Source organism: Sphingomonas nostoxanthinifaciens (genome assembly GCF_019930585.1).
Taxonomy (GTDB): domain Bacteria; phylum Pseudomonadota; class Alphaproteobacteria; order Sphingomonadales; family Sphingomonadaceae; genus Sphingomonas_I; species Sphingomonas_I nostoxanthinifaciens.
In genome coordinates this window covers 118712-143982 of the sequence record NZ_CP082839.1, presented here as the reverse complement: position 1 = coordinate 143982, position 25271 = coordinate 118712, and the positions used below count along the sequence as shown (strand labels likewise).

The window sequence follows — 25271 nt, the reverse complement described above, 5'->3', positions numbered from 1 at the left end:
GACTGCATCCTCCCCGGCGTTTTGCGCGATGTTTCGCGTCGTCCTGTATACTAAATGCAAAAGCATGCTTGTCAACGCGGCCAAGGCGTCGCATTCCTGTGGGTAGAGCGGAACCGCCAACAGAGCAAGCGCGCCACCCGGCGCGTGCCGCCAATTGTATTCAGGAGAGGCGCGGATGGAGCAGGATTTGTCGCAGGCGGCCATGCCGGCCGCCTCACTCGGGGGGCAGGTGGCTTTGGTCACGGGCTCGGGCCGCGGGCTCGGCCGCACGATCGCCGAGGCATTGATCGCGCGCGGCGCCGACGTCGCGATCCACGACATCAACGAAGAGGCACCGGCGCAATATGGCGAGGGCGCCAATTTGTCGGCGGTGGCCGCGACCCTGTCGGGTGCGGGCACGCGCGTGATCGGCGTCACCGGCGACATATCGGACGAAAGCGCGGTGGCGGCGATGACGGCCGCGGTCGAGGCTGGGCTCGGCCCGATCTCGATCCTCGTCAACTGCGCCGGCGGCGATATCGGCGCGGCCGGCACCAAGCCCGATCCCAATGGCGCGCTCGACGTCAGCCTCGCCGACGCGATGGCGGTGTTCCAGCGCAACTTCATCGGCACGATGCTGATGTGCCGCGCGATCGCCCCCGGCATGGCCGCGCGGCAGGCGGGCGCGATCGTCAATTTCGGCTCGCTCAACGCGCATCAGGGCGTGTCGCCGGAGGTGGTCTATGGCTGCGCCAAGGCGGCGATCGTCCATTATACGCGCTGCCTCGCGCTCGAGCTGCGACCCAGCGGCGTGCGCGTCAACGTGGTGAGCCCCGGCCCGACGATGACCGCACGCTTCCTCGCCACGCGCGCGACCGATCCGCGCATGATGGGCGAAGGCGCCTCGCTCGATCGCTATGCCCGCCCGGCCGAGATCGCGAGCGCAGTGGCGTTCCTCGCCGCGCCCGACAGCGGCTTCATTTCCGGCCAGGTGCTGCGCGTCGACGGCGGCATCGGCCTCTACGCGGCGTAAGGAGACGGACATGGGTGATCGGCTGAGCGGCAAGACCTGCCTCGTCACCGGCGCGGCGCAGGGCATCGGCCGCGCGGTGGTGGAGGCGTTCGTGCGCGAAGGCGCGCGCGTGATCGCGACCGACATGGCGCTCGACCGGCTGGAGGCGGCGTTCGCCGGCACGGCGATCGACTATGCGGCGATGGACGTGACCGACGTGGACGGCGTGGCGCGGGTCGCGGCCGCGCATGGCGACGTCGGCGTGCTGGTCAATTGCGCCGGCTGGGTGGCGAGCGGCACGATCCTCGACGGCGACCCGGCCGATCTGGAGCGCAGCTTCCGTATCAACGTCCAGTCGATGGCGACCACCATCCGCGCCTTCCTGCCGGCGATGCGCGAACGGCGCGACGGCTCGATCGTCAACATCGCCTCGGTGGTGTCGTCGGTGATGGCCGCGCCGAACCGCTTCGCCTACGCCACGTCGAAGGCGGCGGTGATCGGCCTCACCATGGCGGTGGCGCGCGACTTCATCACCGACGGCATACGCTGCAACGCGATCAGCCCCGGCACGGTCGACAGCCCGTCGCTCGCCGAACGGCTGGGCGCGACCGGCGACGCGGCGGCAGCGCGCGCCGCCTTCGTCGCGCGCCAGCCGATGGGGCGGATCGGCACGCCGGAAGAGATTGCCGGGGTAGCGCTGATGCTCGCCGCCGACGAATCGCGCTTCATCACCGGCACCAACGTGGTGGTCGATGGCGGGATGAGTTTGTAGGCGACGCTCCGCCCATTTCGTTCGTCCTGAGGAGCCACCGAGCGAAGTCGAAGGGGCATCTCGAAGGACATGCTTCGAGACGAGCCTTCGACAGGCTCAGCCGCTCCTCAGCACGAACGGGCTACTCGAAACCAGCGGCTCAGGCCCCGTAGCGACGCACCTCCTGCCGCTGCTCGCCGAGGCCGTCGATGCCCAGGGTGATCACGTCGCCTTCCTTGAGAAAGACCGGCGGCTTCATGCCGAGGCCGACGCCCGGCGGGGTGCCGGTGCTGATGATGTCGCCCGGCTGCAGGCTCATAAACTGGCTGACATAATGGACGAGGTGGGCGATGCCGAAGATCAGGCTCGACGTATTGCCGGTCTGCATCCGCGCGCCGTTGACGTCGAGCCACAGGCCGAGGCTGCCGACATCGGCGATCTCGTCCGCGGTTACCAGCCACGGGCCGAACGGGCCGAACGTGTCGCAGCCCTTGCCCTTGTCCCACGTGCCGCCGCGCTCGAGCTGATATTCGCGCTCGGACAGGTCGTTGATGACGCAATAGCCGGCGACATGATCCAGCGCGGCCTCTTGCGTGACGTAGCGCGCCTCGGTGCCGATCACGACGCCGAGCTCGACCTCCCAGTCGGACTTGGTCGAGGTGGGCGGCAGCAGCACGGTGTCGTTCGGGCCGATGATCGCCGAGATCGCCTTGGTGAAGATGATCGGCTCTTCGGGGATCGGCATCCCCGATTCGGCGGCGTGATCGCTGTAGTTCAGGCCGATGCAGATGAACTTGCCGACCTTCGCCACCGGTTCGGCCAGCCGCGTGGCGGCGGGCACCAGCGGCAGCGACGCCGGATCGAGCGCGCGCACCGCGTCGAGCCCGTTCGCCAGCAACGCGCCGTCAATGTCGGCGACGTGGCCGGACAGATCGCGCACCTGCCCGTCGGCATCGACGATTCCGGGCTTTTCCTGCCCCTTGGGGCCATGGCGAACGAGCTTCATCGGCGGATCTCCTGAGGTTTGAACGGGTGTGGCGCGCCGGAATGGGCGCGGCGGAGAGGAAGGTTCAGGCGGCGGGCGCGCCCCGGACCGCGAGGCTGGAGAAGCGCTCGGGCTCGGTATAGCCCATGCGCAGGTGGGTCAGCATCGCGAGCTGCGGATCGGCGTCGCCGCCCAGCACGTAATCGAGCAATTCGCGGTGATGGTTGAGCCGCCAGCGCCGAATCTCCTGGCTCACATGCTCCAGCGCCTTGTGCGCGAACAGGCTGGTGGTGAGCTGGGTGAGCGTGCGCTCCAGATAGGGATTGCCCGCGGCGCGCCAGATCACCGCGTGGAAGGTGCGATCCAGCGCGGCCGCCTCGATCAGCGGCCCGTCCCACGCCTCCATCTGCTCGACCAGGCGGGTGAGCTCGGCCCGCACCGGCGCGGTCATGCGCGCGCGGGCGAGGCGCATCGCCTCGGGCTCCAGCACCATGCGCAGCGAATTGATCTGCTGCACCTCGTCGGCGGCGAGCTGCACCACGAACATGCCGCGCCGCTCGTGGTTCATCACCAGCCCCTGCTCCTGCAGCTGGGACAGCGCCTCGCGCACCGGGATGCGGCTGATATTGAATTCGCGCGCGATCTGGCTTTCGTTCAGCCGCTCGCCCGGACGGAAGCGCCCGCCCATGATCTGCTGGCGCAACGTGCGCACCAGATGGGTGCGCAGCGTGCTGGGCATCGCCTCTGCGGCATGCTCCTCCACGATCGCCCCGGCCTGCTCCATTCCGATCCCGTTCCCCGTCTGTGCGGCCGCGTCACGCGACCTTACGCGCTCGCCATACACGGGGCCGCCTCGCCTACGAACCATATCGCCGCCCCCGCGGCGCAACTGACCGTCGCTCCGGTCCGTCTCGTCGTGAAGGGCACTGCAGCCGCACGATCCGTTCCTGCCGACACCGTTTCGCGTAACTGTATACCACACCGGCCCTCCTCACTGTCAATCCGGCGCTATTTTTCGCTGGAGCGTGCTGGAAAGATGAACCGCCGCTTGACGAGCGTGCAAAAGCAACTGCATACAGTATTCCAATAACAAGCGAGCGGAGTTCCGCATCGCGAACATAGGGGAGTATGCATGACACGTGCGACCATGACGCGCGCCTGCCTGATGGTGGGCGCCGCTGGCTGGGTGACCGGCATCGCGCAGGCCCAGACGGTAGCCATCCCCGCCGGGGAGCCCGCCACCACCGCCGTCACCGCACCGGCGTCCGACGCCTCCGCCGCGCAGGTCTCGCCGATCGGCGGCCAGGCGACCGCGCCGAGCGCGTCGGCTGCGGTCGACAGCGAAGCCGTCAGCGACATCGTCGTCACCGGCTCGCGCATCGTCGCCAACGGCTACAAGGCACCGACGCCGGTGACGGTGGTGTCGACCACCGAACTGCTCAAGAAGGCCCCGGAGAGCATCGCCGCCGGCCTCGCCACGCTGCCGCAATTCTTCCAGTCGTCGGGCGCGAACGTCACGTCGAGCCAGGCGCGCGAAACCCGCGCCGGCAATTATCTCAACCTGCGCGCGCTGGGCGAGATCGAGACGCTCGTGCTGCTCGACGGCCAGCGCCTGCCGCCGACCAGCTATGCCGGCACGGTCGACGCCAACATCATCCCGCAGGCGCTGATCCAGCGCGTCGACGTGGTGACCGGCGGCGCATCGGCCGCCTACGGCTCGGACGCGGTCGCGGGCGTGGTCAACTTCGTCCTCGACACCAAGTTCGAGGGCATCAAGGGATCGGTGCAATACGGCAAGTCGGCCCGCTGGGACGATCATCAGGTCAAGGCCAACATCGCCGTCGGCAAGAGCCTGCTCGACAACCGCCTGCATCTGGAAGCCAGCTTCGACTATTTCTTCCAGCCCGGCATCGCCAACAATGGCGAGCGCCCCTATGGCGGCAATTATACCGGCGGCTGGGTCGATGTCGGCGCCAATGCGGCGCGCCCATGCCCGACCGGTTCGTGCGCGGCCAACCCCTACACGCCGGTCTACAACGTGCGCCTCGCCAACGGCACCTACGGCCTGCTGATCAATTCGGGCCGCAACCTCGCCCAGGCGACGCAGACGTTCAGCGGCAGCACGCCGTTCTCGTTCAACGGCTATACCTTCGATCAGGGCGGCGGCTTCCACAAGGCCGATCTCGGGACGTTGACCGGGACGCCGAACTTCAACGTCGGCGGCGCCGACACCGCCGTGACGTTCGGCACGACGCTCACCAGCCGTCTGGCGACCAAGCAGGGCTTCGCGCGCGCCGACTATGATTTCGGCGGCGGCATCACCGGCTTCTTCCAGGGCAGCTATAGCGATTCGAAGACCCAGTTCGTCACGGTGGGTGCGGGCACGCAGTTCCAGTCGTTCCAGATCTTCTCGGACAACGCCTTCCTGCCGACCGCCATCAGCCAGGCGATGCAGCAGCAGGGCGTGGCGAGTTTCGTCGCCAGCCGCGTCGAGGCCGATCAGACGCCCAAGCGTGCCTATCAGGACAATAGCGCGCTGACCCTATTGGGCGGCCTCAAGGGCAAGCTCGCCAACTTCAACTGGTCGGTGACCGGATCCTATGGCGATTCGGACCTGAAGGCGCGCCATTCGGGCAATTTCCAGCAGTCGCGCTGGTTCGCGGCACTCGACGCCGTGCGCGATCCGACCAGCGGCGCGATCGTCTGCCGCACCGCGATCACCAATCCCGGCCTCTATCCGGGCTGCGTGCCGTGGAATCCGTTCGGCAACGGCTCGCCGTCGCAGGCCTCGTACAATTATTTCCAGGAGGATTCGAAGTTCCAGGTCAAATCGCGCCAGTCGGACTTCGCCGCCAACGTCTCCGGCGCGGTGTTCGATCTGCCCGCCGGCCCGGTCAACATCGCGCTGGGCGCCGAATATCGGCACCAATATCTCAACATGACGAGCAACAACGATCCGTCCAAGCCGATCGACCTGACCGGGCTGCGCACCTATGCCGGCACGTATAACCTCACCTACAATTCGACCAACCAGGGCCCGTCGCACGGCACGCAGAACGTCAAGGAAGGCTATGGCGAGATCGCGATACCGATCCTGCGCGACAAGCCCTTCTTCCAGGCGCTCGATCTGAACGGCGCCGCGCGCTACACCAATTACAGCGTGTCGGGCGGCATCTGGGCATGGAAGGGCGGCTTCAGCTGGACGCCCGTCCAGCAGATCCGCTTCCGCGGCACCGTGTCGCGCGACATCCGCGCACCAACGCTGAACGAATTGTTCGCCGGCGTCTCGTCGACGCGCGGCACGTTCACCGACGTCCATACCGGGCTCAACACCAACCTGATCACGCTGCAGCAGGGCAACAAGTTGCTGAAGCCCGAGCGCGGCGACACGATGAGCTTCGGCGCGGTGTGGCAGCCGGAATTCATCCCCGGCTTCAGCGCCAGCCTCGATTACTACCATATCAAGATCAAGGACCAGATCACGACGCTGTCGAACCTCGATCTCAACCAAAGGTGCGAGGATTCAGGCGGCACCGATCCGCTGTGCCAGTATATCCTGCGGCCGCTGCCTTATTCCGACCGGTCGGCGGCGAACTTCCCGACCAGCATCGCGCAGGTGCCGTTCAACCAGGCGGCGCTCACCACCTACGGCTTCGATTATGAACTCAATTATCGCATGCCGATGGGGCATATCTTCAACGGCGAGACATCGCGGCTGGACCTGCGCTTCATCGGTAACTTCACGCCGAACCTGACCAGCCGCGCGTCGGCGATCGCCGCGCCGCTGCGCCTCGACGGAACGGTCGCGGGCGGTGGATCGGGCGTGCCGCGCCACAAGTTCACCGCCTCGGCGCAGCTGACCGAGGGGCCGCTGAGCTTCGGCGCCGACGTCCGCTTCATCGGCGTGATGCACTATACCAAGCAGCCCAACGTGTTCGTCGCCAACAACCGCATCCCCGCGGTGGCGTATCTGAACGCGAACATCTCCTACGACATCAAGGTCCAGGGGCATCAGGTCACGCTGTTCGCCAACGGGACCAACCTGACCGACAAGTTCGTGTTCGCGCCGCAGCTCAACACCCAGCCGACCGAATTCTACCCGACCTATCAATCCTATTACGACGTGGTCGGCGCCTATTTCGTGGTCGGCGCGCGCTTCAAGATCTGAACCGGCGGTCCCCCGGCCGGTCGCCTGCCCGGAGCTTCGGCTCCGGGCTTCTTCGTGTCAGGCGTCGGCCCAGTCGCGTGCCTTCGTCGTCTGGCCGATGCCCGGATTGAGCTGGTTGCGCGGATCGAGCCCGCGATAGAAATCGGCCAGCGCCGGCTTCGCCTTGTAGAGATGGCCGACATTGTGCTCGGCCGGATATTCGGCGCCGCGCGCGTCGAGCAACGCCCACATCGCATGCTCGATCGCGAGCGGATCATGCCCCTTCCGCACCACATAATCCTGGTGGAAGACGTGGCAGAGGAAGTGGCCGTAATACAATTTGTGCGCGATCTTCGCGTCGAGCTCGGGCGGCAGCGTCTCCACCCAGTCGCGCGTGTTGCGCGGCAATGCGATGTCGAGCGCGACGATATCTTCGACCGTGTCGGCGTGGATCGCACGATAGCGCACCGCCGCGCCGGCGGCGGCGAAGCGGTGGAGGAACGCCTTGGTCGCCTCGTCGTCGCTGCACTCGAAATAAGCGCCCGTCTCGCTCGGGAACATGCCGTCGAGCAATGCGCGGGTCGGCTCGATCCCGCCCGCCGACACTTTCAGCATCAGATGATGCTCGAAGCGGTGGCGATAGTCGGTCATGCGCGGCGGCAGGTGGCGCGGCAGCCGCGTGCTCGCCCATTGCAGCAGCCGGTCGCTGAACCCCGGCTTCACGAAGCGGAGCGCGCGCGCGATCGCGTCGACCCGCGCCTTGGCGGCGAACAGCCGCGGCAGGCGATCGGTGCCGAGCCGCTGGATCGCGACGAACGTGTCCTTGCCGTAGACCGCGGTGATGTCGAAGCAGTCGCGGTGCATATATTCGCCCGCGATCGGCAGCGGCGCATTGCCGCCGAGCAGGCCGCGGCGCAGCGCGGTCAGCTCGGCCGGATCGTTGGTGCCGATGTAGAAGGTGCGCGTGCCGATTTCCTTGGGAAAGGTATCGAGCCGCACCGCGAACAGGATCAGCTTGCCGGCGCTGCCCGATCCTTCGAACAGGCAGCGCGGATCGGCGTTGAAGCGCGCCGCGCCGGGGCTGTCGATCGCGCGGACGTGCGCCGCATAATCATGGTCGTGCGCCCATTTCGCCGGATCATGCTCGATCGCCGCGGCGTCGAACCGTCCAGCCTCGACCGCGGCGAGCACCGTCTCGGCATCGCCGTCGATGCGGATGCCGAGATGGTTGACCAGATCGAGCCGCCCCTCCGCGGTCACCCGCGCATACAGCGCGAGCTGGCTGAAGGCGGGGCCGCGCTGCACCAATGCGCCGCCCGAATTGTTGCAGATGCCGCCCATCACCGATGCGCCGATGCACGACGATCCGATCACCGAATGCGGCTCGCGCCCCTGCGGCGCCAGCGCGCGCTCGAGATCGTAGAGCGTCGTGCCCGGCAAACAGACCACCTGCCGCGCATCGTCGATCAGGTGCAGGCCGGTGAGGCGCGTCGTGCTGACGATCACCATGCCACCGGGATAATCGTCGCCATCGGGGGTCGAGCCGCCGGTGAGCCCGGTGTTCGACGCCTGCATGATGATCGAGACGTCGGCGGCGACGCACGCCTGCATCGCGCGCCACAATTCGATCAGGCTGCCCGGCCGCACCACCGCCACCGCCGCGCCCGCGCCCGAGCGATAGCCGTGGCGGAAACGGCGCGTGGCGCCCGGTGCGGTGAGTACGTGCGTGCGCCCGACGATCGCCCGCAATCCTTCGACCAGATGCTCGTGCGACACGCCTCATCCTCCGTTTCGGGCATCTGTATACAGGCCGGCCGATCGGTCAATCGGCGCGGCGTCAGCGTTGGACGAGCGCGTGCCCGAACGTCAGTTCCAGCTTGATGCCGTTGGGATCGAGCAGGTTGATCTGGACGAGGCCGGGGACGCGCGTCGCGAACACGCGATAGGCGATCCCGGCGGCGTCCAGCCGCGCCTGCATGCCCGGCTGGTCGTCGCAGTCGAACGCGACATGGTCGAGCCGCGTCACCGCGCCGACCGGCCGCGCATCGCCCGGATCGAGGCGGTTGATGTGCAGGATCGCGCGCCCGTCCGGCCCATGCAGCCAGGCATTGCCGTCCTGATCCGCCATCGTCGCCGCCGGGCCGGGCTGCAGGTCGAACAGGGTCTGGTAGAAATGCATCGTCGCGTCGAACTCCGACGTCTTGATGTTGATGTGGCCGAGCCGCTCGAACGCCATGCCATCCCTCCGTATCGGCGCGACCCTGCGGGCGAGGCGCGGCGCGCGTCAAGCCGCGACCCTTGCGCATGGAAAGCCGTTCCCGCAGCGTGGGAGGCTCACGGGATCGGCAGGCTTCTCACGATGACGGACGGAATAACGCGACGCGACTTGGTGGCGGCCGGCGGCGCACTCGGGCTGGCCACCGCCGCACGCGGGGCGAATCGCGCCAACCCGGCCGGGCTCGATCTGTTGGTCGCGACCGACGGGCTGACCATCCCCTCCACCGGCCGCGCCGAAATGGCGTTCAGCTACGACTGGCCCGAGCCGAGCGTCGCCTTCGCCGGCTTCCGCTTCGCATTCGAGGTGATCGGTTACGACAATCGCTACGCGCTCGATCCCGCGACCGCGACGCTGACCGCGACGCCGGATCGCGTGCGGCTGACGGCGCACGGCCTGACCTGGGCAGGCGGGCAGGAGAAGATTCCCGGCACGATCGCGGCGGAGCTGGTGCGCCTGCCCGACGGCGCGGTCGAGTGGACGATGCGCGCGGCGCTCGACCGGCCGATCAAGGCGCTCAAGACGATCGTGCGCGGGCTGCCGCGCGGCCGCGTATCGCCCGCCGCGCGCGCGTGGATCGAGCCGGGCGAGGACGACCAGCGCTTCGAATATCCCGCGCTGAACGGCGGCATGGCAACGCCGCTGGTCGCGATCGAGGCGGCAGACGGGCGCGTCTGGACGATCGCGTCGCGCCAGCGCGAGGTGCGGCCCGCCCGCTTCCAGCTGCGGCCCGGGCCGGCCGGCTACAAGGCCGAGCTGGTGGCGGAAACGCCGGGCTGGACGCGCCCGACCAGCGCCGCCACCCAGCCGTGGCGGATCGCCGCCGCGCCCGATTTCGCCAGCGCGGCGCGCGACCATTTCGCGCATGTCGCCGATGCCTGGTCGCTGCCGTCGTTCCGTACCCGCCCCGACGCGCCGGACTGGATGAAGCATCTCGCGCTGGTGCTGACGCTCCACGGCCAGCATTGGAGCGGGCGCATCCTCAACGATTATGATCGCCAACGCGCAATCCTGCGCTGGGCGGCCGAGCGGATCGATCCGGCCACCGTGATGATCTTCCTCGCCGGCTGGGACGGCCGCTATTATTGGGATTATCCGGCCTTCGCGCCCGATCCGCGCATGGGCGGCGCGGCGGGCTTCGCGCGGCTGATCGCCGAGGGGCGGCGGCTCGGCTACCGCTTCGCGCTGATGTTCGGCAGCAACGTCGCCAATCCGACGTCGCCCTTGTTTCCGCCGCTCGCCGAGGCGCAGTTGCGCGACCCTTATGGCCAGAACTTCCCGGCCAATTATGTCGACTGGGACGGCGACGCGAAGGGCGACAGCGGCATGGTGTTCATGAACCTCGCCGCGCCCGCTTGGCGCACGCACCTGGCCGGACGTATCGCCGACATGCTCGGCCGCCATCCGATCGACGCTTACTTCCTCGATATTGCCGGGCTGTGGGAGAATAACGATCGCGGCGACATGTTCGAGGGCACGCGCGCCCTGGTCGCCGATCTCGCCCGCCGCCTGCCCGGCCGGCCGCCGATCGCCGAGATGCAATATGACGCGCAGATGGGCGTGATGCCGATGTCGCAGGTGGCGCGCTATCCGCTCTATCCGCAGGCCAATTTCGACCATGTCGCGTCGTTCGATCATCTGAGCCACGGCGCACCCGGGCGCGGCGCCACCGGGGTGCACGAGGCGGGCTTCAACCGCTACCGCCCGGTCACCGCCGACCAGCGCCCGATCCCGACGATCACCTTCGCCGATCGCACGTTCGACGACGATCTGGCGGCGGTGCAGCGCGACATCGCGACCGCCAAGGCGCGCTTCGCGGCGCGCGGCAACTGGACCTGACGCGCGGCGGCAATCGTCCTGATGCAGATCAGCGGCGGCCGCCCGCGCGGAAACCTTCCTGCCCGCCCGATGGTTTGACACCCCAACAGATACTTAGCCGCGCCGGCGCTGCCGCGCGGATCTAGAGGGACCAATCATGCTGCAATCGGCCATTCGGGCCCGCGCCGAGCGCGGGTCGCAATTCCTGACGGACAGTTTCCAGCGCGGGCTCGCCCACTGGAACCGCGAACGGCTCCAGCCCGGCTTCCCCAGCGAGGCGTGGCAGCGCGAACTGGACCGCGACACGCGCATGATCCGCCTGCAGGGCGCCTTCCTCGAGGACCTGCGCGCCGAGATCCGCGACGAGGCGGCGTCGGCGCCGACCGACGTCGACGGCTTCATCGCCTGGTTCGAGGCGCTGAAGGAAGGTGGGCCCGGCCAGAATGACGCGCTGTTCCCGTGGCTGGCCGAGACGGCGAGCCCGCAGCAACTCAAATGGTTCTTCGAGCAGGAAGCCGCGGGCGAAGCCGGCTTCGACGATCTCGTCGCGATGACGCAGGTCAAGCTGCCGACGCGCCCCAAACTGGAGCTGGCGCGCAATTACTGGGACGAGATGGGGCGCGGCGCGCCGGCCGGGATGCACGGGCCGATGCTCGACCGGCTGGTCGAGACGCTCGGCGTCGACCCGCGGATCGAGACGACCGCGTGGGAAAGCCTCGCGCTCGCCAATGCGATGACGGCGATGGCGAGCACGCGTCATTATGCGTGGCATTCGGTCGGCGCGCTCGGCGTGATCGAGCTGACCGCGCCCGGCCGCTCGGCGCTGGTGGCAAAGGGGCTGCGCCGCATCGGCCTGTCCGACAAGGAGCGCCGTTACTTCGATCTCCACGCCGTGCTCGACGTGAAGCATAGCGCCGACTGGAATCGCGAAGCGATCCGCCCGGCGGTGGAAGAGGATCCGCGCCGCGCGACCGCGATGGCGGAAGGCGCGCTCATCCGCCTGCGCTGCGGCGCGCGCTGCTTCGATCGTTATCGCGCGATGCTGTGGGCCAGCGCGAACGACTGATATCCTTTCCGTCATGCCGGACTTGTTCCGGCATCCACCCATCTCCTTGGCCCAGCGCTTGGCGGAGGCGTGGATCCCGGAACAAGTCCGGGATGACATGAGACGGCATCAGCCCAGGATGCGGCGGTAGAGTTCCAGATAGCGCTCGGCCATGCGCTCCACCGTGAAGTGGCGCTCGACATGCGCACGGCAAGCGGCGCGATCGATCGTGTCGATGCGGGCGACCGCCGCCACCGCCTCGTCGAAACTGTCGACGAGGAAGCCGGTGACGCCGTCGACGATCAGCTCGGGCATCGAGCCGCGATTGTAAGCGATCACCGGCGTGCCGCACGCCATCGCCTCGATCACCGACAGGCCGAACGGCTCGTCGAAGCCGATCAGGTGGAGCAAGGCGCGCGCGCCGCCCAGCGCCTGCGTCCGCTTGGTGCCGCCGAGCGGGCCGTCATAGACGATGCGGTCGCCGTCGACGTGCGGCTGCACCTCGCGCGCGAAATAGCCCTCGTCCTGCACGATGCCGGCCATCACCAGCCGGCGGCCGGTCGCCTGCGCCAGCCGCACCGCCTCGCCCGCGCCCTTGTCGGGATGCATCCGGCCGAAGAACAGCAGATCGTCGCTGCCCTGCGCGTCGAACGGGAAATGCTCGATCGGGATGCCGTGGTGGATCGTGTCGGCATAGCGCAGCGTGGGATGGCGATCGGCGTCGGAGATCGCGACATAGTTCACGCGATCCTCGTAGCGCTTGAACACCGGCACGATCCGCTCCGACGAGAAGCCGTGGATCGTGGTCACTTGCGGCGTCGCCACCAGCCGCGAGAAGGTGAGCGGCACGAAATCCGCCTGGTTGTGGATCAGGTCGAACTCGCCCGCGCGCTCGAACACGTTCGAGACGTGGAGCATCTCCATCACCTTGGCGTCGAGCGTGCCATCCTCCGAATAGCCGGTGGGCACCACCGCCTCCAGCCGGCCGGCAGTGAGGCTGTCGGCGGTGGCGAACAAGGTCACGTCGATGCCGCGCGCAACCAGAGCCTCGGTGAGCAGCGAGGTCACCAGCTCCCACGGGCCATAGTGGCGCGGCGGCGTACGCCAAGAAATGGGGGCGAGCATGGCGATGCGCATCGGCGGTGTCAGTCCTGCATGAGAAGGATCACGCCCTCGTCGGGGGCGAGAATGAGCGTCGCATCGTCATCCCGGCGCAGGCCGGGGTCTAGGCCCACACCCTCCGGAGCTGGATCCCGGCCTGCGCCGGGATGACGGGTGGAAAGGAGGGCGCGATATGGTTTGGGGAGAGCAAGCGATTGCTCCGCCGCGCCGAGGTTGAGCGCGACGACGATCCGCCCGCCGTCGTGCACGCGTTCGTAGGCGAGTACATCGCCCTCCGCCGCGATCAGCGTCATCGCGCCGATCGACAGCGCCGGGTGCCGGCGACGCAGGTCGAGCAAAGCGCGATACAGCGCCAGCATAGACGCCGGGTCATCCGCCTCCGCCGCCACGTTGCGCGTCGGCCAGTCGGGCGTGAGCGGCAGCCACGGCTCGACCGTCGAGAAACCGGCGAAGGGCGAAGCGTCCCACGGCATCGGCGTGCGCACCGGATCGCGGCCGAAGCCGAGCCCGGGCTCGCGCAGTTCGCGCGGATCCTGCACGCGATCGGGTGGGATCACGCCGTCGGCGAGGCCGAGTTCGTCGCCCTGATAGATGGTCGGCGTGCCGCGCAGCGTCAGCAGCAGCATCGCCGCGACGCGCGCTTGGGCGTAGCCGACGCGGCTGGCGATGCGCGGGCGATCGTGATTGCCGAGCACCCAGTTCGGCCAGCCGCCCCGCGGCAGCGCCGCTTCATAGTCCGCGATCAGCCGGTGCAGCCCGCGCGCATCCCATGGCGCCTCGATCAGCTGGAAATTGAACGGCAGGTGCACGCCGTCGCCATCCTTGCCGTAATAAGCCATCAGCCGCTCGACCGGCAGGTAGATCTCGCCGATCAGCACCTTGTCGCCATAACTGTCGGCCAGCGCGCGCATCTCGGCGGCGATCGCGAACACTTCGGGCTGGTCGGTCGAATGGAGCTGCAGCACCTTGTGCATGTCGGCCATGCCGGGCTGCCAGTCGGGATTAAGCGGATTGTCGGGGAAGCTCTCGGCCTTCACCATGTGCCAGAGGATATCGACGCGGAATCCGTCGACGCCGCGATCGAACCAGAAGCGCATCGCGTCGAGCATCGCGCGCCGCAGGCCGGGATTGCGCCAGTTGAGGTCGGGCTGCTCGCGCAGCATCGCGTGATAATAGAATTGGCCGGTCGCGGCATCCCATTGCCACGCCGATCCGCCGAAATCGCTGATCCAGTTATTGGGCGGCCGCGTCTCGGGCGGGCCATCGCCGGGCGCCGGATCGCGCCAGATATACCAGTCGCGCCTGGGATCGTCGCGCGACGCGCGGCTGGCGCGGAACCATGGATGCTGGTCCGACGAATGGTTCGGCACGAAATCGAGCAGCAATTTCATCCCGCGCGCATGCGCGGCCGCCAGCAGGCGGTCGAAATCGTCGAGCGTGCCGAACATCGGCGCGATGCCGGTATAATCGGCGACGTCGTAGCCGAAATCGACCATCGGCGACGGGAAGATCGGCGAGATCCAGATCGCGTCGACGCCGAGCGCGACGAAATGGTCGAGCCGCCGCGCGATCCCCGCGAGATCGCCGATGCCGTCGCCGTTCGCATCCTGGAACGAGCGCGGATAGACCTGATAGATCGTCCCCGCCGCCCACCATGGATGCGCGCTCATGCGAAGCGCGACTTCGGGATATGGGTGATGCGGCAGGCGAGATCGGCCTCGCCGCTCGCGACGATATAATGGTCGCCGCCGTCGGCGATGCCGGTGGTGAACACCACCTCGGTCGGCAAATAGAGCTGGTGCGCGATCGGCGCGGTCAGCGCCGGGTTCGCCTCCAGCAGCGGCACGTCATCCTCCAGCCGCAGCACGCGCCACGGCTCGTCGCGGTCGAGCAGGGCCCAGAAGCTACGATAGACGCCGACCTTCGCGCGCGTCTCGACGCCGTGATAGATCATCAGCCAGCCCTGCTCGGTCAGGATCGGCTGGCTGCCGCCGCCGAGCTTCATCGCGCAGATCGAGCCGCGGCGCGGGCGCAGGAACGGCTGGTCGAGCGGCTTCCAGTGCAAGGCATCGGGCGACTGGGCGAGATTGATCGACGGCCCCCCGATATGCGGATCGCCCTCGGGATAGGCGAAATAGAGCTCGCCCAGCGGCCGGGTGAGCGCCATGAACCGGCCGCCGACCTTGCCCTCGAACAGGATCATGTCCTTGTTCTGGTGGTCGAGCACGATTCCTTCGAGGCGCCAGTCGAGCGCATTGCTCGACGTGTGGAGCGTCGTGCAGTGGCGCTCGGCCGAGACCGAGCAGGTCGTCATGTACCAGATGTCGCCCACCTTGGTGATGCGCGCATCCTCGACGCCATAATGCTGATAGTCGGCGGCAGGCGCGATCGCGCGATCGTAATGGATCGCGACGATCTCAGTGCCGGCGGCGTCGAGCTCGACCGGCAGCAGCCACGACAGCGATGTGAGCGCGAGCATGCGGTGCGCGCTGCCGCCGACGTCGAACTGGCGCGGATCGGCCATGTTGACCGCGGTCAGCGGGTGCGCGTCGAGCACGTAGCCGTCGGCGGTCCAGCGGATGGCGTGGACATGTTCGCCCACCACCGGCTCGCGCAGCGCTTCTGCCACGCGCACCATCAGCAGCAGGTTGCCGTTGGCGAGCCGCGCCAGCCCGGGATTGAACGCGCCGAGGACATAGGTCGGCGCGTCGAGCCCGCGCCGCAGCGGCGAACGCGTAAGATCCACGTCGTCCGGCGTGAAGATCAGCCTGTCGAAACCGTCGCTCATCCGCTCGTCTGCCCCTTGCGATCGCTGCAACCAATCCCGCGCGCGGCGATTGGCTCCGTGGAAAAGCGTAAGGAGGATGCGATGAAGAACCCCAAGGCCGGCGACAAGGTCAGCTGGCAGAGCCACGGCGGCACCGCCCACGGCACGGTCGAGAAGAAGCAGACCAGCGCCACCCACATCAAGGGGCACAAGGTCGCGGCGACCAAGGACGACCCTCAATATATCGTCGAAACCGAGGACGGCGCGCGGGCGGCGCACAAGCCCGACGCGCTCACCAGGGAGTGAAGCCGGCCCGGCCGAGGGCTTGCCAAACGAAAGCACTCGCGAAATACCGGGCCACGCCTTAGAGAGGGGGCGCAAGAGGAGGACAGACCAATGGCAAAAGCACCCGCAGCCCCGGCCAAGACCGGCGGCATCCACAAGCCTGTGAAGCCGTCGCCCGAGCTGGCTGCGATCGTCGGCGATGGCTCGCTGCCGCGCAGCGAGATCGTCAGCAAGCTCTGGGAATATATCAAGAAGCACGATCTGCAGGACGCCAAGGACAAGCGTCAGATCAACGCGGACGACAAGCTGGAGAAGGTCTTCGGCAAGAAGAGCGTCAGCATGTTCGAGATGAACAAGCACGTTTCCGCGCACGTCAGCTGATGTTCGGCGGACGGGCGGGCGCCGATGGCGCCCGCTCGTTTCGCAAACGCCGCGAATTTGACGCTGCGATGCAGCAAAATCCGCAACGATGCCTCGGCAAAGCGTGTGTTAATCGCGGCGAGCCGAGCAAACCGGACGACAAGCAGCTTTACAACTCGGTCAGCTAGGCTGACATAATGGCCTCGGCGGCCGGTCCTCGGTCGCCCTCTTTCTTATTTCCGGGGCCACCGCGGCCGGGGAACTGGCCATGAACAAGCTCGTCAGGATCGCCCTCGAACGCCCGCTGACGTTTATCGTCATGGCGGTGCTGATCCTCATCATGGGCGTGTTGTCGGCGATCCGCACCCCGGTCGACATCTTCCCCGCAATCCGCGTGCCCGTCATCGGCGTGGCGTTCCAATATGCCGGTCTGCCGCCGGCCGAGATGGCGGGACGCATCGTCACCCAGCTCGAGCGCGCGATCCCGACGACGGTGAACGACGTCGAGCATGTCGAGAGCCAGAGCCTGCAGGGCTTCGGGATCATCAAGGTCTATTTCCAGCCCAACGTTGATATCCGCACCGCGACCGCGCAGGTCACGTCGATCGCGCAGACGCTGCTGCGCCAGATGCCGCCGGGTACCAATCCGCCGCTGATCCTGAATTACAGCGCCTCGACCGTGCCGATCATCCAGCTCGCTTTGTCCGGGCCGGGGCTGACCGAACAGCAATTGTTCGACATCGGCCAGAACCAGATCCGCCCGCAGCTCGTCACCGTGCCCGGGCTCGCGACGCCGTATCCGAGCGGCGGCCGCCAGCGGCAGATCCAGATCGACATCAATCCGGAGGCGCTGCGCGCCAAGGGCCTGTCGGCGCAGGACGTGTCGAACGCGATCGCGGCGCAGAACCAGATCAATCCCGCCGGCCAGGCCAAGATCGGCGACGTGCAATATCCGGTGCAGCTCAACAGCGCGCCGAGCACGATCGAAGGCCTCAACAACATGCCGGTCAAGGTGGTCAACGGCGCCACCATCTACATGCGCGACGTCGCCAGCGTGCGCGACGGTGCCGCGCCGCAGCAGAACGTGGTGCACGTCAACGGCAACCGCGCCGCGCTGATGACCATCCTCAAGAACGGGTCGGCCTCGACGCTGGCGGTGATCGAGGGCACCAAGGCTAAGCTGCCGCAGGTCAAGCCGCTGCTGCCCGATTCGATGACGATCCAGCCGATCGGCGACCAGTCGATGTTCGTGAAGGGCGCGGTTTCTGGCGTGGTGCGCGAGGGCGCGATCGCGGCGGCACTGACCAGCCTGATGATCCTGCTGTTCCTGGGATCGTGGCGCTCGACAATCATCATCGCGCTGTCGATCCCGCTGGCGGTGTTGTGCGCGATCGCCGCGCTGGCCGCGTTCGGCCAGACGCTCAACGTCATGACGCTGGGCGGCCTCGCGCTGGCGGTCGGCATCCTCGTCGACGACGCGACGGTGACGATCGAGAACATCAACTGGCATCTGGAACAGGGCAAGGCGGTGATCCCGTCGATCCTCGACGGCGCCGCGCAGATTGCGACCCCGGCCTTCGTCTCGATGCTCTGCATCTGTATCGTGTTCGTGCCGATGTTCGCGCTGCCGGGCGTCGCCGGCTTCCTGTTCGTGCCGATGGCGCTGTCGGTGGTGTTCGCGATGGTCGCCTCGTTCATCCTGTCGCGGACGTTCGTGCCGACGATGGCGATGTACCTGCTCAAGCCGCATGTCGGCCACGAGGAGCATGCGCCGGGCCATTCCAACAACATCTTCGTGCGCATCCAGCGCGGGTTCGAGCGCGGGTTCGAGGCGTTCCGCTCCGCTTATCTGGGGCTGCTGCAGCGCGCGCTCGGCGTGCGTGGGCCGTTCATGGTCGGTTTCATGGCGGTGGTGCTGCTCTCGTTCCTGCTGGTGCCGTTCCTCGGCCGCAACTTCTTCCCCGAAGTCGACGCCGGCCAGATGCTTATCCACGTCCGCGCGCCCAACGGCTCGCGCATCGAGGAGACGTCGGCGCAGTTCCAGCGGATCGAGCAGTTCATCGCCACGATCATCCCGGCGCGCGACCGCGGCACGGTGGTGGACAATATCGGTCTCGCCAACAGCCCGATCAACATCATCTACGCCAATAGCGGTACGGTCGGCCCGCAGGACGGCGACATCCAGATCCAGCTGAAGGAAGGCCACCGGCCAACCGCCGAATATATCGCGATCCTGCGTCGCGAACTTCCGCGCGCCTTCCCCGGCACCGTGTTCGCGTGGCTGCCGGCCGACATCAACAGCCAGATCCTGAACTTCGGCTCGCCCGCGCCGATCGACGTCCAGGTGACCGGCAAGGATTTCAAGGGCGCGACCGATTATGCGGTGAAGCTGATGCGCAAGCTGCGCACGGTGCCCGGCCTCGTCGACGTGCGGCTGCAGGAGCCGATCCGCTCACCGCAGCTGTCGGTCGATGTCGATCGCTCGCGCATCGGCACCTACGGCCTCACCGAGCGCGACGTCACCACCAGCCTCGGCACGAGCCTTGCCGGCAGCGCGCAGACGGCACCGGTTTTCTTCCTCAACCCCGATAACGGCGTGTCGTACGCGGTCGTCGCGCAGACCCCCGAATATCTGGTCGATTCGGTGTCCAGCCTGCGCTCGATGCCGATCTCGACCGGCAACGGCCAGTCGCTGGTGCTGGGCGGCCTTGCCGACGTGCACCGCAGCGCGACCCAGGCGTCGGTCGACCATTACAACATCCAGCCGGTGATCCACATTTACGGCGCACCCGGCGGGCGCGATCTCGGCGCGGTCGCTGGCGACATCCAGAAGGCGATCAAGAGCCTCGCCGCGGAAAAGCCCAAGACCACCAACGTGATTCTGCGCGGCCAGTTCTTGACGATGAACACCGCCTTCTCCGGCCTCGGTTTCGGCCTCGTCGGGGCGATCGTGTTGATCTACCTGCTGATCGTCGTCAATTTCCAGAGCTGGCTCGATCCGTTCGTCATCGTCACCGCGCTGCCCGCGGCGCTCGCCGGCATCGTCTGGATGCTGTTCATGACGCATACCACCTTGTCGGTGCCGGCACTGACGGGCGCGATCATGTGCATGGGCGTCGCCACCGCCAATTCGGTGCTGGTGGTTGCTTTCGCCCGCGAGCGGCTGGCGGAAACCGGCGACGCAATGCGCGCCGCGATCGAGGCGGGCACCGTCCGCTTCCGCCCGGTGCTGATGACCGCATCCGCCATGATCATCGGCATGCTGCCGATGGCGCTGAGCCTAGGCGAGGGCGGCGAACAGAATGCCCCGCTCGGTCGCGCCGTGATCGGCGGCCTGCTTTGCGCCACCATCGCCACGTTGCTGTTCGTGCCGGTCGTGTTCAGCGTCGTTCACGGCCGCAAGTCGGCCAGGGAAGTTCATAAGGAGCTCGAGGTCGCACATGTCTGAGGCGGAATCGAACCATCGGTTGAAGATTTACGGTATCGTCGCGGCGATCGTCGCGCTGATCGTCGTCGCCTGGGGCATTACCAGCCGCTCGCGCAACGAGCGCGAGCTCACGCAGGCGGCCAACGCCAGCACGACCGCCCCGGTCACCATCGTCCACCCGGTCAAGGCGAGCGGCGGCGAGGGGCTCGCGCTGCCCGGCAACGTCCAGGCGTTCAACAGCGCGCCGATCTTCGCGCGCACCAACGGCTATGTCCGCCGCTGGCTGGTGGATATCGGCGATCGGGTGCGCTCCGGCCAAGTCATGGCGGTGCTCGAGACGCCCGAAGTCGATCAGCAGCTCGCCCAGGCGCGCGCGCAATATGAAACCGCGCTCGCCAACCAGCGGCTCGCCAAGAGCACCGCGGTGCGCTGGCAGACGCTGCTCGCCAAGGATGCGGTGTCGCGCCAGGAAGCCGACGAGAAGAATGGCGACCTCGCCGCCAAGATCGCCGTCACCAACGCTGCAGCGGCCGACGTGAAGCGGATCCAGGCGCTCAACGGCTTCGGCCAGCTCACCGCGCCGTTCGCGGGCGACGTCACCAGCCGCGCCGCCCAGATCGGCCAGCTCGTCACCGCCGGCAGCGGCGCCTCGCCCTTGTTCACCGTGTCCGACGTCCACCGCATGCGCGTCTATGTGCGCGTGCCGCAGGCGTTCGTCGCGCAGATGCGCCCGGGGCTGGACGCGCAGCTGACCGTCCCGGAATATCCCGATCGCACGTTCAAGGTGACGATCAGCCGCACCTCGGGTGCGGTCGATCCGCAATCGGGCAGCATGCTGGTCGAGCTGCAGGCCGACAATAAAGATCGCGCGCTGAAGCCCGGCGCCTATGCGCAGGTGCACTTCCCTGCCGCAGCGGCCGCTTCCGGCTTCCGCCTGCCGGGCAGCGCGATCCTGTTCAACGATGCCGGCAACCAGGTGGCAGTCGTCGACGCCAGCGGCCATGTCTCGATGCGGAAGGTCAACGTGACCAGCGACGAGGGCAAGTCAGTCGTCATCAGCGGCGGGCTGAACGGCACCGAACGGGTCATCGACTCGCCGTCGGACGCGATCGCGCCGGGCGACAAGGTGCAGGCGGTGGAGGCTCCGCCCGCGAAGCCGGCGAGCAAGGCCTGACATGCGCCGCTTGCTCGCGGCCGCGACCGCGCTGAGCCTGTCGGCCTGCTCGCTCGCCCCGGCCTATCACGTCCCCGCCACCGTCGTCCCGGCCAGCTACAAGGAAGCCGGCCCGTGGGTCGCGGCGTCGCCGATGGATGCCGGGCCGCGGGGCGCCTGGTGGACGATGTTCGCCGACCCCGAGCTTTCCACGCTCGAGGAGCGGATCGAGCGCGACAGCCCGACGCTGGCCGCCGCACTGGCGCGCTACGATCAGGCGCGCGCGCTCGCGCGGCAGGCGCGCGCCGATCTGTTCCCGCAGGCGGGGCTCGGCGCCCAGGCCGAGCGCGCGCGCTCGCCGGCGACGCGCCCGCTCAGCAACGGCACGGCGTCGACCTACGACTTCTATTCGGTCGGCGGATCCGCATCCTACGAGGTCGATCTGTGGGGCCGCATCCGCAACAATATCGCCTCGCAGCGCGCCAACGCGCAGGCGAGCGCGGAGGATCTCGCCAATACGCGCCTGGCGCTGCAGAGCGATCTCGCCGACGCTTATTTCCGGTTGCGCGGGCTGGATGCCCAGGCCGAGCTGCTGCGCCAGACGGTTTCCGCCTATCAGCGCGCCTTCAACCTGACCGACACGCGTCATAGCGGCGGCATCGGCACCGGGCTCGACGTCAATCGCGCGCGCACGATCCTTGCCGAGGCGCAGGCGCAGGTCAACGCGGTCGCCAATGCGCGCGCGGCGGTCGAGCACAGCATCGCCGCCTTGGTCGGCGTGACGCCCGCGGCATTCTCGATCCAGCCGATCGCGACGATGGGGCAGAAGGATCCGCCGGGCGTGCCGCTGGCGACGCCGTCGGTATTGCTGCAGCGCCGGCCGGATATCGCGGCCGCCGAACGGCGCGTATTCGGCGCCAATGCACGCATCGGCGTTGCGCGCGCCGCCTTCTTCCCTTCGCTCACGCTGGGCGCCGGCGGCGGTTGGGAGACGACGGGCGCGGCGTTGCTCAGCAATCCCGCGACCTATTGGGCACTGGGACCGGCACAGGCGGCGCTGGCCATCCTCGACGGCGGGCGGCGCGCAGCGCAGGTGCGCCAGGCGCGCGCCGCGTTCGACGAGGCAGCGGCGAATTACCGCTCGACCGTCTTGGGCGCGTTCCAGGAGGTCGAGGATCAGCTTGCCGCCGGGCGCGAATTGGGTGCGCAGGAGCAGTCGCAAGACGAAGCGGCGACGGCGGCCGGACGAACGCAGGATCTCGCGCTGACCCGCTACCGCGAGGGCGCGTCGGATTATCTCGAGGTCGTCACCGCCCAGACCGAGGCGCTGACCGCGCAGCGCAGCGCGATCGCGGTGCGCACGCAGCGGCTGCAGGCCGCGGTCGCGCTCGTCCGCGCGCTTGGCGGCGGCTACGGCCCGGCTCCGGGCCCCGCCGCCAACTGACATTCGGATCGTGCGGCCGCCGATGATGCGGCCACCGCCCGACACCGTGTCGCCGCATGCGGCCGTGCGACATCTTCTGCACTGAACGGTCATTCTGCTGCAGAAACATAACATGGATCAAGTTTTACGGCTTTCTGCCGGACAGAATTCGTCGTGGATAACGGCTCGCCTGTTCTTTTATAGTCTGCTACGCTTATGTCTTGACTTGTAAGCGAGGCCAAAAATGACCGAGAAGACGGGCGCCGAACTACTCGTACTCACGACGCAAATCGTTGCGGCCCATGTTGGCCATAATAGGGTTGCAGTCGCTGAACTTTCCGAGCTGATCGGGAAAGTTTATTCGGCCTTGACCGATCTTGGTTCGGGCACGGAAGAGCCCGCCGCAAGCGAACAGAAGCCCGCAATCTCGGTTCGCTCGTCGATCAAGCCCGACTATATCGTGTGTCTTGAGGATGGAAAGCGACTGACCATGCTCAAGCGCTACTTGCAGACCAACTACGGCATGACGCCGCAGCAATATCGCACCAAGTGGAAGCTGCCGGCCGACTATCCGATGGTCGCGCCGAATTATGCCGAAAAGCGCCGCTCGCTCGCCAAGGCGATCGGCCTCGGCCGCAAGCCCGCTCCGGCCCCGGCGCCCGAGCCGACCCCCGCCCCGAAGGCGCGCCGCGGCCGCCGCAAGGCCGTCGCCGCCTGACGCCGACGGATGCGGCCGGGAAACGTTCCCGGCCGCATCCACCTTACGGGCGCTTGGCCAGCCAGCGATCGAACCAGCCGATCAGGCGGGCGTTGCGATCGGCGATGTTGGCTGGCGCGCGGATGCCATGGCCCTCGTCGGCATAGATGACGAGATCGCTCGGCACGCCCATCGCGCGCAGCCCGTGCCAGAATTCGAGGCTCTGCGCGGGCGGGCATTCGACGTCGCGCTCGCCGACATAGACGAAGGTCGGCGTCTTGGCGTTCTTGATCGCGCGGATCGGCGACAATTTGTCGTAGATCGCGGGATCGTCATAAGCAGAGGCACCGAAGAACGGGATCATCCACTGGTCGATCCCGTTCTGCCCGTAATAAGCGATCCAATCGGAAATGCCGGCGCCGGCGGCCGCGGCCTTGAACCGATTGCTGTGGGTGACCGTCCACATCGTCATGAACCCGCCATAGCTGCCGCCGGCGACGCCCAGGCGCGCGTCGTCGATCGGCGCCTCGCGCTCGACCGCGTCGATGCCGGCGAGGATGTCGCTCAGGTCGCCGCCGCCGAAATCGCGCATGTTCGCGCGCACGAATGCCTCGCCCTGGCCGTAGCTGCCGCGCGGATTGGGCTGGAAGATCCAGTAGCCGTGCTGCGCGAGCAGCTCGACATCGTTGCCCCACGGAAAATGCGGCGTGGTGGCCGATGATGGGCCGCCATGGACGATCGTCACCATCGGCTGCTTCGCGTCGCCCTGGGGCGGCGCCGCCGGCGCGAGCAGCCAGCCCTGCACGTCGAAGCCGCCATTGCGCCAATGGACGTCGCGCACCGCGACGACCGGCGCCAGCCCGTCATTGTCGTGGGTGATCGCGCGCGCACGTCCGACCGGGCCGAAGGCGATGCGCGGGCCGGCCGTGAAGCTTTCGACCAGATAGGCGGCGTTGGCGCCCTTCGCGTCGGGCGCGAGCGCGGGCTCGCCGGTCTGGCCGATCGTCTCGGGCGCGACGACGAGGTCGCTCACCTTCTGCGTCGCCGGGTCGATCGTCGCGGTGCCGGTCGAGCCGCCTTTGGTGACGCCCGCGATCAGCCGGCCCGGCCGCCAGACGAGCGAGGTGAAGGTGATCGACGCGTGCGGCGTCACGTCGGTCGGGGTGCCGCCGCCAATCGGCACGGTGTAGACGTCGCCGCCCGACACGGGAAAGTCGCTCATCAGCCCGCCGATATATGCGACCGTCCGCCCGTCCGGCGCGACGCGCGGGAAGGTCATCTGCGTCTTGGGCGCGGCGATGGTGCTCATCGTGCCATCGAGGCCGAAGGCGCGCAGGCTCGCCACCCACCATTGATTGTCGCCGTCACCCTCGGCCGCGGTCGCGACGAAGCCGGTGCCGTCGGGCATCCAGTCATATTCGTAGACGAACGTGCCCTCGGGCGAGACGAGGCGGTAGGCGCCGCCGCTCGCGGGCACCACCGCGATGCGCTTGCTGTCGGGCTGCGATCCGATCAGGCCGACCTGCCGCGCGCCCGGCTGGGTCGCGCCGGTCTCCTTGTGCGCACCGACGGTCGCGAGGAAGGCGATCGTGCGTCCGTCGTTCGACCAGCGCGGGGTTGCCGCGACACCCGAAACGCTCGCGATCACGTCGAGCGTCGGCGCGGCGCGGTCGCCGGCGCTGCGGAGAAGGTAGAGGCGCGCCTGTCCGCCGCCGCTGGCGAAGAAAGCGAGCGCGCGTCCGTCGGGCGACCAGACCGGCGCGCCATAGCTGCACGTCGGGCATGGATCGTAACGGCCGACCACCGCCCCGGCAATGGTGCGCACCACCACGCCGGCATGACCCGCCGATGGCGCGCCGCGCGCCTGCACGCTGTCGATGCTGACGATGCGCTGCCCCGCCGGATCGAGCGCGACGCCGCTATAATGGGTGAGGCCTTGCGGCGAGGGCGAGGCGGCGAGGGCTAAAGCGAGGGAAAGCAGCATGCGGGGGGCGGGCTCCGGAACCTGAAACCCCGGCTGTGGAA

19 protein-coding genes are annotated in these 25271 nt (G+C 68.0%); 11 read left to right on the top strand and 8 right to left on the bottom strand.

The genetic code is table 11. The annotated features are described in order from the left end of the window. The first annotated feature begins 175 nt into the window (after positions 1-175). Both K8P63_RS00675 and K8P63_RS00670 read left to right on the top strand, forming a co-directional pair. Positions 176-1012: an SDR family NAD(P)-dependent oxidoreductase gene (locus K8P63_RS00675; protein WP_223797976.1), complete on the top strand. Its 837-nt coding sequence runs from the start codon at positions 176-178 to the stop codon at positions 1010-1012. A 10-nt stretch (positions 1013-1022) separates the two neighbouring features. Then, positions 1023-1763, top strand: a complete 741-nt coding sequence (locus K8P63_RS00670; RefSeq protein ID WP_223797975.1) for an SDR family oxidoreductase — start codon at positions 1023-1025, stop codon at positions 1761-1763. Positions 1764-1902: 139 nt separating this feature from the next. Here the strand turns inward: K8P63_RS00670 and K8P63_RS00665 are convergent, their stop codons facing one another. Both K8P63_RS00665 and K8P63_RS00660 read right to left on the bottom strand, forming a co-directional pair. After that, complete coding sequence (locus tag K8P63_RS00665; protein ID WP_223797974.1) at positions 1903-2748, bottom strand: fumarylacetoacetate hydrolase family protein; 846 nt, start codon at positions 2746-2748, stop codon at positions 1903-1905. Between the two features lie 64 nt (positions 2749-2812). Continuing rightward, a complete protein-coding gene (locus K8P63_RS00660; protein ID WP_223797973.1) occupies positions 2813-3511 on the bottom strand; it encodes a GntR family transcriptional regulator in 699 nt (232 codons plus the stop codon). A 348-nt stretch (positions 3512-3859) separates the two neighbouring features. Between K8P63_RS00660 and K8P63_RS00655 the strand changes: the two genes are divergently transcribed. Then, entirely contained in the window at positions 3860-6895 is a 3036-nt protein-coding gene (locus tag K8P63_RS00655; RefSeq protein WP_223797972.1) for a TonB-dependent receptor plug domain-containing protein, read from the top strand. Positions 6896-6952: 57 nt separating this feature from the next. Here the strand turns inward: K8P63_RS00655 and dld are convergent, their stop codons facing one another. Then, positions 6953-8650 carry a D-lactate dehydrogenase gene (gene dld / locus K8P63_RS00650; protein ID WP_223797971.1) on the bottom strand — a complete coding sequence of 566 codons (1698 nt, stop codon included), beginning with the start codon at positions 8648-8650 and terminating at the stop codon, positions 6953-6955. Positions 8651-8711: 61 nt separating this feature from the next. Further along, positions 8712-9110, bottom strand: a complete 399-nt coding sequence (locus K8P63_RS00645) for a VOC family protein (RefSeq protein WP_223797970.1) — start codon at positions 9108-9110, stop codon at positions 8712-8714. A 123-nt stretch (positions 9111-9233) separates the two neighbouring features. On the opposite strand from K8P63_RS00645, the gene K8P63_RS00640 reads away from it, so the two are divergent. Beyond that, positions 9234-10988, top strand: coding sequence for a hypothetical protein (locus K8P63_RS00640; RefSeq protein WP_223797969.1), 1755 nt, complete (start codon positions 9234-9236; stop codon positions 10986-10988). Positions 10989-11124: 136 nt separating this feature from the next. Next, complete coding sequence (locus tag K8P63_RS00635; RefSeq protein WP_223797968.1) at positions 11125-12033, top strand: iron-containing redox enzyme family protein; 909 nt, start codon at positions 11125-11127, stop codon at positions 12031-12033. A gap of 108 nt (positions 12034-12141) precedes the next feature. Here K8P63_RS00635 and K8P63_RS00630 read toward each other — a convergent pair whose 3' ends face one another. From K8P63_RS00630 to K8P63_RS00620, 3 genes are read right to left on the bottom strand one after another with little or no spacing between them, the layout of a single operon-like run. Further along, a complete protein-coding gene (locus tag K8P63_RS00630) occupies positions 12142-13149 on the bottom strand; it encodes a glycosyltransferase family 4 protein (protein ID WP_223797967.1) in 1008 nt (335 codons plus the stop codon). Positions 13150-13157: 8 nt separating this feature from the next. Continuing rightward, on the bottom strand, positions 13158-14804 hold the full coding sequence (locus K8P63_RS00625; RefSeq protein WP_223797966.1) for an alpha-amylase family glycosyl hydrolase: 1647 nt from the start codon (positions 14802-14804) through the stop codon (positions 13158-13160). Beyond that, positions 14801-15922, bottom strand: coding sequence for a glycoside hydrolase family 130 protein (locus K8P63_RS00620; protein WP_223797965.1), 1122 nt, complete (start codon positions 15920-15922; stop codon positions 14801-14803). Before K8P63_RS00620 ends, K8P63_RS00625 begins: the two co-directional genes overlap by 4 nt. A gap of 81 nt (positions 15923-16003) precedes the next feature. Between K8P63_RS00620 and K8P63_RS00615 the strand changes: the two genes are divergently transcribed. From K8P63_RS00615 to K8P63_RS00590, 6 genes are all read left to right on the top strand, one after another. Continuing rightward, positions 16004-16207, top strand: a complete 204-nt coding sequence (locus tag K8P63_RS00615) for a hypervirulence associated TUDOR domain-containing protein (protein ID WP_223797964.1) — start codon at positions 16004-16006, stop codon at positions 16205-16207. 90 nt (positions 16208-16297) lie between these two features. Next, on the top strand, positions 16298-16567 hold the full coding sequence (locus K8P63_RS00610) for an SWIB/MDM2 domain-containing protein (protein ID WP_223797963.1): 270 nt from the start codon (positions 16298-16300) through the stop codon (positions 16565-16567). 247 nt (positions 16568-16814) lie between these two features. Then, a complete protein-coding gene (locus K8P63_RS00605) occupies positions 16815-19994 on the top strand; it encodes an efflux RND transporter permease subunit (protein WP_223797962.1) in 3180 nt (1059 codons plus the stop codon). Next, positions 19987-21147 carry an efflux RND transporter periplasmic adaptor subunit gene (locus tag K8P63_RS00600; RefSeq protein ID WP_223797961.1) on the top strand — a complete coding sequence of 387 codons (1161 nt, stop codon included), beginning with the start codon at positions 19987-19989 and terminating at the stop codon, positions 21145-21147. Before K8P63_RS00605 ends, K8P63_RS00600 begins: the two co-directional genes overlap by 8 nt. Position 21148: 1 nt before the next feature. After that, a complete protein-coding gene (locus K8P63_RS00595; RefSeq protein ID WP_223797960.1) occupies positions 21149-22570 on the top strand; it encodes an efflux transporter outer membrane subunit in 1422 nt (473 codons plus the stop codon). 223 nt (positions 22571-22793) lie between these two features. Then, positions 22794-23267, top strand: a complete 474-nt coding sequence (locus tag K8P63_RS00590; protein ID WP_223797959.1) for a MucR family transcriptional regulator — start codon at positions 22794-22796, stop codon at positions 23265-23267. A gap of 43 nt (positions 23268-23310) precedes the next feature. On the opposite strand, the gene K8P63_RS00585 is transcribed toward K8P63_RS00590, so the two are convergent. Then, on the bottom strand, positions 23311-25230 hold the full coding sequence (locus tag K8P63_RS00585) for a S9 family peptidase (RefSeq protein ID WP_223797958.1): 1920 nt from the start codon (positions 25228-25230) through the stop codon (positions 23311-23313). Between the last annotated feature and the right edge of the window lie 41 nt (positions 25231-25271).